This is a genomic window from Prosthecobacter sp., from assembly GCF_014879935.1.
GTDB lineage: Bacteria > Verrucomicrobiota > Verrucomicrobiia > Verrucomicrobiales > Verrucomicrobiaceae > Prosthecobacter.
Window position 1 is genome coordinate 1 of the sequence record NZ_JACSRD010000100.1, and the last position, 12,380, is coordinate 12,380.

Consider the following 12,380-nt stretch of genomic DNA (forward strand, 5'->3'; position numbering starts at 1 on the left):
TCCGTCGTCGGCAGCGTCAGATGTGTATAAGAGACAGATATAGGCATGCTGCCAGAAACCAAAAAGCGCGAGGTGCTGAACCTGGCGCAAAAGCGCCTTGTCCGCACAAGGGATCTGGAAGCGCGTGGGGTGTCGCGAATGCAGTTGCGGAAGCTTGTGGATCAAGGAGTGCTTCAAAAAGCACAGCGTGGACTCTACACAGCTCCGAATGCGCATATGGACGCCCATGTTTCCCTGGCTGAGGTGGCAGTCCGCTCACCCAAGGCGGTGATCTGCCTGCTCTCGGCCCTCCGCTTCCATGAACTCACCACGGAGAACCCCGTGAATGTGTATGTCATGCTGCCCGTGGGTGTCCAGCGACCTCGGATGTCGAATCCCCGGCTTGAGGTCTTCTGGGCGTCTCCCAATGCGTATCATGCTGGCATCGAGGAACACCTCATCTCCGGAGTGAAGGTCAGGATCACAAGTCCGGCCAAGACCGTAGTCGATTGTTTCAAATACCGCAGCAAGGTCGGCATCAACGTGGCCGTCGAAGCCCTGCGGGATGCCTGGCGAAAGAAAAAGGCTAGTGCCGATGAGCTTTGGAAGATCGCTCGTCTCTGCCGGATGACGAACATCATGCGCCCCTACTTTGAAAGCATTGTGGCATGAACAAAAAGGGCGCGCTCACCAACGTCGCGGCCTCCGTCCGTGACCGGCTGAAAAAGATCTCCGTCGAGACCGGGCAGGATTTCAATACCTTGCTCACCCGGTATGCCATCGAACGGTTGCTGTTCCGTCTGGCAGCCTCAAAGCACCGGCAACGATTTGTGCTCAAAGGTGCCATACTGTTCGCCCTCTGGCAGGAGACCCCTCATCGGGTGACGCGTGACCTCGACCTCCTTGGCTTTGGTGAGTCTTCCATTGATGAGTTGATCGAAGTCTTCCGGGAGATCTGTGGGCAAAAAGTGACTGACGATGGCCTGGTCTTTGATTCTGCCTCAGTAATGGCTGAACCCATTCGATCCCAGGAACTGTATGCAGGCGTCCGGGTGACGGTTCATGGCAAGATTGGCAACGCACGAACTCCGTTGCAGATCGACGTGGGATTTGGTGACGCCACAGCCGTCAAACCGGAGGAGGTGGAATTTCCCAGCCTGCTGGACATGCCGACTCCGAAGCTTCGTGCGTATCGCATGGCAACCGCCCTCGCCGAAAAATTCGAGGCAGCCGTGACACTCGGCATCCTGAACTCACGAATGAAGGATTATTACGACTTCTGGTTCCTGGCGAGTCATCACAGGTTCGATGGACAAGAGTTGGCAGACTCCATTCGTGCCACCTTCGACAGACGTGGCAGCAGCCTGCCATCCGATACGCCCATCGGCTTCAGTGACTCGTTTTGGTCCGACCCGAGCCGGCAGGTGATATGGAAAGCATTCTGGAAGAAGTCCGTCAAAACAGAACCAGCACTTTCACTTGATCAGGTTGTCCAGTTTGCCGCTTCATTCTTGCTCCCGCCCGCATCTGCCGCCGCCAAGAAGTCCAAGTTTAAACTTCACTGGAAGCCGGGAGGACCGTGGGAGTGAGCCGCTTTCAGAACGAACTTTCGGCTCAATTTGCAAATGAGCGGTTGTAAGGAATGGATGCAGCTTCTGCATCGACAACTGCGACTAAAACCGAATTTCAAAATTCCCCCATCATTTTGAAATGCGCGACAATTCGCGAAATACGCAGCGTTTTTTTTAGCCGGGGGAAGTGCAGGTAATACTCCCGGTAGAACTACCCGCCAGCGCGCGCCAATTTCGACTGTTATGGTGCCCTCATCAGGGAACTGTCGATAATTTTGGTTTTCCAAAAATTGAGGTTCTCACCAGCTGTATCCAAGGCATGCGCCACGATAAGCAGGAGAGCACCGTGAGGTTTCACTACCGACAGTAAAGGCCACGAAGTTGATAGGGAATAAATTCTCTTTCGGATGCCCCCATTTTTGCCCTCAAAAGCGCCCGTTTTGATTAGCTTTTCAAAATTGGGGTGAAGAGCGACAATCGAAAACCGCAGCTTGTGTATTCATAATTTACGCTGGCAGGTCCCATTCATCAAGATCGTCTGCCGGAGCGTCATAGCGCAACCAATTTGAATGCAGACTACGAAGCAGGTTTCTGAAGAACTCACGCTGTTCAGTATCAAACCCCTCTCCTGGTCCAGGCATGTTATATATGAGGTTGCCACCTTCATGATTGAACGTGCGCCCAACATCGTTCAGGCGACCAAGGCAAAGCAGTTTGTAAAAGCCGGACTCGCTGATGACGCAATACCTACTGGTTCGTTCTTCCGAGTCAGTCCATACTGCCGTAGTTCGTTGCGTGCGAGCAAACAGATGCTGGTTCCAACGAGGGGCTTCCTTGAGGCCCAACGCGTTTAATACATCCTCGCGCAAATACCAAGTCTCTTCCCCTTCCAGAATGGCTCGAATCCGCGAGCCAAAAAATGGCATGATGATGAAGCGTGGTCGGTGGAGATGCAAAGATGGTGGCCGAATACGGCGATGTCTGGGCGACGAGGATGAGGGAGTGTTGAATTTCATTTTTGGTTTCATGTTTGTCAGCTTGTAAATTGGTTTGATGGGCTGGCTATTTTTCCGCCCAGGTCTCGATGGTTTTGACCTCCACTGTGATGTGGACATCAGGGAAGAGCTTCTTCATCTCTTCCACCATGATTTGTTCGACCATGGCTTCGACAGTCTCCGCCTCTTGGTCAGGAGCTTCGACAAGGATTTCATCGTGAATGCAACTGACGATCCTGCTTCCTGTAGGCAACTCCGTATGGAGGCGGCAAAGCGCGCGCTTGAGGCCGTCTGCAGCGGAACCTTGAACCGGCGTGTTCAGAAGCGATGAGTATCGCTTCCACCAGTTCTCCCGACCTGAGGGTAGTAGTCTTCTCCTGCCGAGAATAGTCCGCACTTCCTCTGCACTGTTCGCTGCATCTGCCTGACGGGATTGCCAGTTGGCGAAGTGAGGATATGCATTCAAAAAAGCGCTGCGGTAAGACTCGGCCTGCTCCCTGGTCAAAGTAACCCCGTAGCTTTTCCGTGCGTATTCAACCAACCCCTCGGCTCGTTGTCCGAAGAGCAGACCAAAGTTCACGGCTTTTGCGAGCTGACGTTCTTCTTTTCCAATCAGGAGCTTATCTTTGTTGAGCACAAGTGAAGCAGTTTGGACGTGGAGATCAGTGCCAGCCGCGAATGCAACGATCATTCTCATCTCCTTTGACAAGGCCGCAGCCACCCTCAGCTCGATCTGGGAGTAATCACCACCAATAAGTTTATGCCCCTTCTTTGCCCGGATGCACGATCGCAACTCTCCGCGAGGAATGTTTTGCATGTTGGGATTGCTGCTACTGAAACGACCTGTTCGTGCCTTCAGAGGGTCGAAGGATGCATGAACACGCCCATCGGCTTCGATGTGATCCAACAAAGCGTCACAAGCCTCGACCGATTTTTTGGACCGGCGGTAGCGAACAAGTTTGGACGCCACTGGATCATTGATTTGGCTCAAGGTGTCTTCTTTTGTGTCCTTAATCGCGTAGCCCCGTTGGCCCAAGACCGCCTTCACCTGCTGAGGGCTGTCAGGATTGAATGAAGATCCGGCGAGCTTGCCAAGTTCTTGCTCTTCTGCACTTGCATCCTGCTGGTAACGGTCACGGAGTGATTTAGCGTGCTCAATATCAACCTCAATGCCTTCGTTCTGTAAGGATACAGCCACCAATAGTGTGGACATTTCGAGATCAGCGGTGTCCTGCAGACTAGCCGCACGCAAACTGGCCTTGAGTTCATCTGCGAGTCTCACCAAATGCACCACATCCCGGGCAGCGTAGTCCAGTTGCTCCGGTGCAAGCGCGCCGCTCCAATCGGAAGCTCCGTGTTCTTTTTGGATCCTTACGTTGAGCACCCTATCCAGCACGGAGGCCAGATCGTGCGCAGGTGCGTCATCCCCGGCGTGGAGGATGCGGGATGCCGTCATCGTGCAAAATACGGATGAAGCTGTGAATCCGTAACGCTTCGCCAGGAACGAGAGGTCGAAGCGAAGATTGTGGCCGATCAGGTGGCAATGCCGCAGCACCTCCAGAACTGGCCCTATCGAAGCATTGACGGCTTGCAGGTCGATTACATAAACATTGTCATCAACGGCCAACTGGAGCAGCCTGATGTCACCTTTCCTTGGGTCAAGAGCATCGCCCTTCTCCTTTCCAAAAGTTTCAATGTCCAAGGCAACAGCTTTTTCCGGTGCACTACGCAAGGCTGCTTCGGCCAACGCCAAGCCGTCCTGCGTATGAACGTATGTATAATTCAGAATGGAGCCTGCAACTTCGCAAACATTGCAAACCTCAAACTGACGCGTTGATGGGGGATCACCCTCCGAAGCATGGTGAGACGAGGAAGGACACCCCGTTCCCTCTGTGCCGACCGCTGAAGCATCCTGATTGCATGTTTGCGAGGTTTGCGAGGTTTGCATCGACGGGCTGACTGGCTCTGGCCCATCCTGATTTTCCTTGGCCCGCACAAAAGCGAACTTTTTGCGATGTGGGTCCGAGGCATCAATTCGCATCTCAATTCCGGACAACTCTCGCCCATCAAAACGTGCCAGAATCTTGCCCAGTTTGGTCTGGTCGTCCCTGTTGTCGAGCTTCAGGTAGGGAAAAGGCCATTCTTCTCCGGTCCGCATGATTTCGTACAGTTGGGTCTTGTTGATGGGTGCATTTCCAAACCGTTCGTGCGCTGAGAGGTAAACCCTCCGCATATCTTCCGTGTCGCGATCGCCAATTTGTGTCTTGATGTCTGGTGGTCGTATGCAGGGATCACCAAGTTCGCATGCTGTCATGATACCGCCCACTATCCTGCTCCATGTTGGAAATGAGGCAAAAGGAGTTGGACCTTCAGGTCTTCCCATCTCTTGCCACCTCTTTAAAAGCGCAAAGAGAGCTCCTAGCAATCTGGGCCGGTTGCCTCTGACCCACTGTTGAAGATTGGGATGCCTGAATGTTCTGGCGTTCGGGTTTTCCCCGGGATAGCGAAGGCGTATAAAGATCGCTCGCGCATCAAGGTCAACGGTAAGCGTTGCCCCCACGTTCATTGACAATGAGTATTCAGCCTCATTGGGCAGCTCCAATTCGCGGGAGTGTCCAAGGCAGCGGTCTTTCCACAGCAGTGAAGCATCGGTAGCCGCTTCCAGGGAGGGGTAGTTGATGTGGCCCCGGAGGTTGGCTATATGGAAAAACGGATTTCCTGTCCGAAGTGCTGATGTGATGCGTTTTCGCATCTCGGCGTCACCATCCTTTTCCAACGGCGGAGCTACTGCGCCTTCGCCTGTGTAAAGGGTTGATACCATCATGGCTATGGTGTCCTTGCCAAGCCGTGGTTGGTTCGCCAGCATGATGAAGACCGGTGTTTTCTCCCACCGCATAAGCCCTCGGCAGAAAGGGGTGAGCAACCGGCTGATCGCTGATGTTTTGGAGAGCTCATCGTGCCAAGGAAACCCACCCGACTCAGCATCACCCATTAGATCGTGGATGATTGTCAAGGCTTCGTCATAACTGACCTGCGCGATTTGCGGAGCTTTCGGGTCAAGGTACGTCTGATGCCGGGGATCATAGCCATGCCTTGGAAACTCAATGCCCCCATCTTCTCCTTGCACCGGTATGGGAACCTGAAGAACGCGGCCTATGGTAGGAAGTTTGTCCTTCAGCGAGTGCGACTCCAACAAGGTGGATGCGATATCCATGGACATTGATTTTGGCACGAACCGCGACTCTCCGTCCCTCGCCGGCTTATGAATGCCAAACTCGATGTGTTCCTCGAATGCCGTGATGGCAGCCCTCGGAGTCAGTTGCTGGAGCTTGGTCCTGGATCCACTCGTGGGATGTGAGCGGATCTGAACAACCTCCTCCCCGCGCACATAGTAGCCAGACAAGCACGATAGCTCCTTTGTAACGTCCCGCACAAACAGCCTCAAGGGTTGCCCTTCACCAGGAAGAATCACGCGAGGTCGGTATCGCTCGCCGCAACAGTCGTCGATAAGATCGGGGTGGCTGGCGTCGAATGCAGCGATGGCCTCCGGTAGTTTCCGAGATTCACAATGCGCATGTGAGCAGTGGAAGGCAGCACGTCGCCCCTCATTTCCCTCAAATACTACAGTCGAACTGTCGTCGGGAGACCATTTCAGGCCCCCGTCCCCGTGCTCTTCGCAAAAGGGACACCTCACGGTGTGCTTCTTTTCAGGCCCCCCAAGCGCTTTGCCGTATTTCCCTGCCCGCGTGAACACCTCGACAATGTCGAGTGTTCGCAGGTCTCCCTTGTGGTTCCTCTGAAGTTGTTCCCATGCAAGCTCGATGTCATGTCCATGATCTTGAGCTTGGTGCGGAAGTTCAAAGCCAAACACATCCTGAAGAGTTTTCCACGAAATGACCCAGGGCTCACCGCACCCCACCCACTCGTAAACAAAACCGCACTCCCGCCGTGATGGAGGGACAGTGATGTGCATGCCCGACAAGAACAGTTCCGCGCCTACGGCACCGGGCAGAATCGAACGAAGTGGTGTGCCTCTTGGCGTGCCATCGGGTTTGAGTATGGTGGGCAGGTCCGGGCATCGGAAATAGACGTGCCGCCCGCCGCGTGTCGAGACGTTGAGCGCCCCCCTCAACTCGGGTCGTGAATCGGCCCAACCCCGTGCGCTTGCGCCCTTGTCCACCTTACTGTCGAGATCCACAACGACATGCTGTGGCGGAAGAAGAATCGCTACATTGTGCGGATTCACACCACCCCAGTAGCGGTGCTGCGTTGCGCTGTCGCTCCAGTCGGGCTGGAGGTCGCGGTAACCTTTGATGGCGGGTACCTTTCCATCCTGTCGACCAGGTCCTGAACCGGGAGGATGCAAAGGGAAGACTGTGATGCCCATGTCGGCATAAATCTCCGCCGCTTCCAGTGGGCTGGTCGGAAAGCTTGAGGGGATGAGAATTCTTGGGCTATCCTGCTGCTTGGAGACCCCTTGCGATTTATCTGAATTGGTGTAAATTTTCATCGTTTGAAGTAGGAATGGGGCGCGTTTTGCTGACCGGCGGGCGCGCCCCGTTTTTTTATTGGGCGGAACTGGTTGGCGTGGATTTTTGAGCGAGGTCCGACTCGGAAAGGTCCGTGGCTGCTTGAGCGTGCAGGTGTTCGATGAGGCTGCGAAGATGGATAAGTCTTTGTCCTCGAGTTGCTCCCCGTCGTCGCAGGACAACAGATTTTACAGGGGCTCGTGCTGGCAGTATGAGTTCGCAAATGGCAGACCTTGAAAGACCTGTCCACGGACAGCGCGTTCCTGACTTTGGGAGACGCACGAACTCGGGCAGAAAGCGTGCGATGTCGAAGTCCTCTTTGAGTGGGAGTAACCTCGGTATTCGGATGAGTTCCGGCCCAACATTTGATGTTAACGGCAATGAGAGAGAGGCGACGGAAGGCTCGGGCAGATGGGCTGCCGTCATCGTCGCGAAACGTCGTTGGTGATCTTGGATTTTCTGAAACATGGCGACGCTATCGTGCCTGAACCACCGCCCGAAGCACGGGTCATCGTCGCCTGGTGAAATTAACCCACGCGGATGGAACCCCCGTAGAATAAGGGTTCCAGCTCACTGACCATCCTGCACTATTTTTTTCTCACGACTATTTGGTAGCCGTTCGGTTGGAACGAGGGGGCTGGATAAGCCTTCCCGTGAAGTGAGGTGAATACGCTTCCTTTTATCTCATATCCGTTGATGGACAAGACTCCCGCCTGTGCGTGAGCGGCAGTTATTGGCGTCTGACTACTACGCTTAAACCTCTTTCCTCTGAGGCGGTTGTTGACCGCCTCCTGAGTCATATTGGTTCGAGGGGGAAGAGCTTTGCATGCCTGAAAAATGGCCGGTCTTTCCATCAACCAGAGCGGACAGTGGGGGTTCGTCCAATTGGCTGCCATGATCCACCTTTGGTCATCAACACCAAGCCTATCGGCTCGCGTTTCAGCGTTTTTGAAGTCCTCTGCCAGTCGCTTCAAAAACTTGGAGCCACCGCTGCCTATTCCGTCAGCCAGAAACTCACTTACTTTTTCACTGCTGATCTGAATGCCGGGATCTTCGATCAACAGTGCCCGATAAAGCGCCTTGTTCATAGCCCCATCCTCGTCCTTCAAATATCTCATGGCTTGGTTTGTGGCACAGTCGAAAAGAATGCCGCGAGCCGACCGACGAGCCTCCACATACTGCTGTTCAATGTCCTTCACTCCAGATGCTTTCATGATCTCGATGAGATCCTCCTGGATAGAATCAGGCGGGCGCATAGAACTAAGGTTGTAGAATAGCCGCTCACCGGCGTGACGCAGCAGAACGGCGATGGGATGATCTTGAAACGGAGGGCGAACTTCGAGCGTCCCAGGAAGATCGTCGGCAAACAGTTCTCTAAAATATCCGATGTTCTTCTTCGCGACCGTCACAGACCTTGATTCCGGCGATGTGTTCGTCGGTGTGGCTTTCTTCGCTTTGGATCTAGAGCGCTTAGCCTTCGTTGGTGGCTTCTTGCCTGTCGGCTTTTTCCTCATGGCGAAATCATCAGCAGGGTGTTCAACAAAGTGGTGTTACACTGTCACATCAGGCAGCGCACTCGCCGCCTTCTTCAGGGCCTCGCTGCCAACGTGAGTGTAGTGTTCCGACATCTGCTCGCTGTCATGCCCGATCAGTTCCTGAACCACGGCATGAGGGACGCCGGCTTCCTTAAGCAGCGTGACAGCGGTGTGACGCAAGCTGTGGAAAGACAACTGGGCACCGGTCTTGGCTCCTGTGCGGCCATTCTTCTCCTTCTCTTTCTTGTGGCTCACCTTGTCGCGCAGCCCTGCTGCCGCCAGCAGGTTGGCGAACTGGTTGCTCAGAGTGCTCGTCTTGTAGTTCTTATTCAACGTGGCAGCAGCACGAGGATGGATGGGGCCGGTGCCAGTATCCTTCTTGCGTAGCAACTTCAGATGGGAGAGCAGAGGCGAAGCAATGGGGATGATCATGCGTCGTCCTGTCTTGGCCGTCTCGAAGCGCATTTCAACCTTCTCCAGGTTCACCTGTGCCCAAGTGAAGGCAGCCACATCCGAGAGTCTCTGTCCTGTGTAGAGAGCAAACAAAATCATCGAGCGCCATTCATCGTCAGCTTGAGCCAGCACACTGCGAATCTCCTCCTGCGTGAATGGCCTGCGCTCAAAGCCCCCCTTCTTTTTGACCCGCTCCACAAACTCGGCCGGATTCTCTGCGATCAGAGTGTCCCTCCGTGCCGTCTTGAACATCATTCGGGCGCACTTGATGTGATGGTTGGTGCTCGTGGAAGACAGGGTGGAGGCGAGAGCCTTTCTGTAGCCGATTAAATCGCCTCTAGTCACCAAGGAGATCTCTTGGTCTGCTCGCTCTCCGAGGAAATCCAACAGCTTCGTGGTGGATGTCCCGTAGAAGTGCATGGTCGCAGGCTTCGTTTCGTCTTTTTTCTCGGCCAGCCAGTTTTTCACATGCTCCCGGACAGTCACAGACTTCAAATCCTCTCCAGTGATCTCCCGGTGCAGATCTTGGAGGACGGTGCGCACCTGGCTAAACGTCCGGCGTTTCCGGGCAGCTTGCTCATACTGCTCCGCCAGCTTCTCGGCCTTCCTGCGGTTCGTCTCTTTCGTGGAGCGCTTTTTTCGCCTCCCATCAAGGTCCGTGAAGCACGCCGTCCAGTAGGGCGAGTTGGGGTGTTTCCAGACAGAGGCCATAACCGAAAAAAGTAAGAACAGGAGTAAGAACATCCAACCTTGTTTCGGGATGTCCAGCGAAATTCGGAAATCGCGCTCTTCCTTGTAAATCAAGGGTTTCAGACGTTCCCAAACATCCCCAAACAACCGCCTGGGCAAACGTGGGTTCGATTCCCATCACCCGCTCCACGGCCCTGACAGCCGTGTCTCATGGCGGACGAGGCCCGTTCCCGGCCAGCCCTTCATTTTCCCATCAAAATGAAGATGCCTGCAACCACCGCCAGCACAGGCACCAGGATGCTCAGGACACCGAGGCTGATGTCAAAAGCTCCAATGAGCCCGATCACGATGAGATAGATGCCGAGCAGCAGCATGCCGCGATTCTTGGTGATGTTCATGGTCTGGTTCCCTTTCTGAATGAGTGAGGTTGAGACGGACGGCGCGGCTTACTTGGCACGCACCAGCAGCACGACGCCGGCGATGATTGCCACCGCGCCCACGACAGGCGGCAGCGGAATCGTGTGTTTCTCTTCGGCGGTGACTTGGATGGGCCCGAGGTCAACGGCCTTCTCTCTCGTCGTGTAGGAGATGCCTTGGTAAATCAGGGCGACCACGCCGAGTACTATCAGGACGATCGCAAGAAGGGTGGGTGATTTCATAAGCGAGGGGAGCAGAAGTGAGATTGCGCTCCTACCCCTTGATCGTCCTTCGCCCTGAAAACGGTTCCCTGATAATGCGGAAAACCCGCGCCTGCCCCGCGCCGATTTCACTTCAGCGGGCGAACATGCGCAGCAACGTCTCGCCTCGGGTGCGCTTCGACACCTCCACACCCGACTGCCCGGCCTCGCGCACTTTTTTCATGACATCCATCGGCTTCAGCGTGCCTTCACGCAACGCAGCCAGCCCTTCCTCCCAGACCGCGAGGACGCTTTCTGTCAGCGGCTCGTCGAGGCGGGCATCGTAATCGGCAAAAAAGCCCTTCGTGGCAAAATACTGCGCTGCGGCGACTCGCGGATGATCGGAGGAAACGTCCACGTCATTGAAAAAGCTCAGCATCACATGACTCGCGGCGATTTTGCGCAGAAGCACGTCGGGATCGAGTGCCGCTGGCGTGACTTTGTTTTGAATCGCGAGAGCGGCGGCGTGTCCGGCGGATTCGCAGAGGTTCATCCACGTTGGCTCCAGTCGAATCGTGCCCCACGCGACGTGCGTGCTGCTCAGGCACACAGGCACGAGCAGATTGTCCACGCCTCGAGGTAAAATGGCCCGATACGGCACCTGCCCGGGAAAGGTCTCCACATCGAGCATCATCTTGCCTTCCTCCAGCGCACCGTCGATGCGGCGCGGCGTGCAGGCATGCGTGTCGAGATACCACTCCGTCACGCCGATGCTGTCCTCATTCACGGGCGCACGCTCCAGGCCGTTGGCAAGCATCGCGTCATGCTGCGTGAAGATATAGCGCCCGGTGATGCGCCGCGCCTCGCGCACATAAAACTCATGCGGACGATGCCCGTTGTCGGTGAACTCATCCTTCGCCAGCCCAAACTCACGCCACGACTTCTGCCGCGCTGGCTCCACGGATGGATCATTCTGCAAAAAGTACAGCAGCGCCATGGTCGTGTCCCAAAACGCATTCATGATCTTCTGCCGCCCGGTCCAATCGGCCTCCACATAGTCCGTCTGCAATCCAACGAGCTGCGGACGATTCCAGCCGCGCTTCGAGTTCGGGATCGGCGACACGATGGAGCCGTGTTCGAGCAGTTTGAGCTTCTCTGGATCGTAGTTCGCCGGCTTTTCGACCGGCAGCCGGTTTGCCGGATCAGAGCTGAGGATCGTGCGGTAGTTGAATGCCTGCACAAAGCCATCCGCCTCGCCCGTGCTTTCTGGATGCTTGATGCTCTGAAAGCCGCTGAATTTCCGCAGCTTGAGCTGGTGATGCAGCTCCGCCGCCCGCGCCATCTCCGGCGTCGGAGCCGCCTTCACTGGCGACATGAAAATTACGCCCGCGTGCGGCTCATTGAACTCAGTCCGCGCCTCACGCCCCAGCCGATACCGCACCTTCGCCATCGCCGCGAGATCACCCTCGTAACTGCAATCCGCGAAAACCTTCGCCTGCACCTCAATGGCTTCCACATTGCCCCACAGGCTCATGAAGCTCGCGGATTGAATCAAAGCTCCCTCACGCTTTACACCGCCCAGCACACGATGAGTGATCAAGCGGATGCGTTTTTCCTTCGTCACCAGCTCGGTGAGAATCTTCTCCGCCACCTTCGGCTCAAACTTCCCGTTCGTGTGCCCGCTCTTTCCGGGCAAGGCATCGCGATACTGCCGCGAGTCTTCGCCATAGGTCTTGCGGTAGTGATCAAAGATCGCCTGCCTCACCTCATCATAAATCGGCGCCCGTTTTCCCTCCCACAGCGTGTCCCACACGCCGAGTCCATTCGCGAGGATGCCGCCGAGATGATCATTGTGATTCACCAGCACGACATTCAGCCCCTCGCGCGCCGCCCGCACCGCCATCGCGATGCCGCCAGGCGTGGCTTCATAGATGCACAGGTCCGCCTGGAGCGTCTCTGCATGAACAGAAGCCGCCACGGCAACCATGAATCCGAGAAAGACAGCCTTCAT

The 12,380-nt window shown here is 55.5% G+C and carries 9 protein-coding genes and 1 pseudogene; 3 read left to right on the forward strand and 7 right to left on the reverse strand.

The window, feature by feature from the left end; genetic code table 11:
- Nucleotides 1-45: 45 nt before the first annotated feature.
- The 3 genes and pseudogenes from IAE77_RS30895 to IAE77_RS06365 all read left to right on the forward strand — a co-directional run.
- Nucleotides 46-192, forward strand: a pseudogene (locus IAE77_RS30895) (type IV toxin-antitoxin system AbiEi family antitoxin domain-containing protein); the annotation flags it as partial.
- 24 nt (nt 193-216) lie between these two features.
- Nucleotides 217-651, forward strand: a complete 435-nt coding sequence (locus IAE77_RS06360; RefSeq protein ID WP_294223474.1) for a type IV toxin-antitoxin system AbiEi family antitoxin — start codon at nt 217-219, stop codon at nt 649-651.
- Nucleotides 648-1,568 carry a nucleotidyl transferase AbiEii/AbiGii toxin family protein gene (locus tag IAE77_RS06365; protein WP_294223476.1) on the forward strand — a complete coding sequence of 307 codons (921 nt, stop codon included), beginning with the start codon at nt 648-650 and terminating at the stop codon, nt 1,566-1,568. The genes IAE77_RS06360 and IAE77_RS06365 overlap by 4 nt, the downstream gene beginning before the upstream one ends.
- 488 nt (nt 1,569-2,056) lie before the next feature.
- Here IAE77_RS06365 and IAE77_RS06370 read toward each other — a convergent pair whose 3' ends face one another.
- The 7 genes from IAE77_RS06370 to IAE77_RS06400 all read right to left on the reverse strand — a co-directional run bounded on the left by IAE77_RS06370 (nt 2,057) and on the right by IAE77_RS06400 (nt 12,380).
- The gene (locus tag IAE77_RS06370) at nt 2,057-2,578 is read right to left on the reverse strand and encodes a hypothetical protein (protein ID WP_294223478.1); all 522 of its coding nucleotides are present in this window, start codon (nt 2,576-2,578) and stop codon (nt 2,057-2,059) included.
- A gap of 34 nt (nt 2,579-2,612) precedes the next feature.
- Nucleotides 2,613-7,055, reverse strand: coding sequence for a DNA polymerase (locus IAE77_RS06375; RefSeq protein ID WP_294223481.1), 4,443 nt, complete (start codon nt 7,053-7,055; stop codon nt 2,613-2,615).
- 606 nt (nt 7,056-7,661) lie between these two features.
- Nucleotides 7,662-8,588: a hypothetical protein gene (locus tag IAE77_RS06380; protein ID WP_294223483.1), complete on the reverse strand. Its 927-nt coding sequence runs from the start codon at nt 8,586-8,588 to the stop codon at nt 7,662-7,664.
- A gap of 36 nt (nt 8,589-8,624) precedes the next feature.
- Complete coding sequence (locus tag IAE77_RS06385) at nt 8,625-9,866, reverse strand: site-specific integrase (protein ID WP_294223486.1); 1,242 nt, start codon at nt 9,864-9,866, stop codon at nt 8,625-8,627.
- Nucleotides 9,867-9,994: 128 nt separating this feature from the next.
- Complete coding sequence (locus IAE77_RS06390) at nt 9,995-10,150, reverse strand: hypothetical protein (protein ID WP_294223489.1); 156 nt, start codon at nt 10,148-10,150, stop codon at nt 9,995-9,997.
- Nucleotides 10,151-10,198: 48 nt separating this feature from the next.
- The gene (locus IAE77_RS06395) at nt 10,199-10,411 is read right to left on the reverse strand and encodes a hypothetical protein (RefSeq protein ID WP_294223491.1); all 213 of its coding nucleotides are present in this window, start codon (nt 10,409-10,411) and stop codon (nt 10,199-10,201) included.
- Nucleotides 10,412-10,523: 112 nt separating this feature from the next.
- Entirely contained in the window at nt 10,524-12,380 is a 1,857-nt protein-coding gene (locus tag IAE77_RS06400) for an FAD-dependent oxidoreductase (protein WP_294223494.1), read from the reverse strand.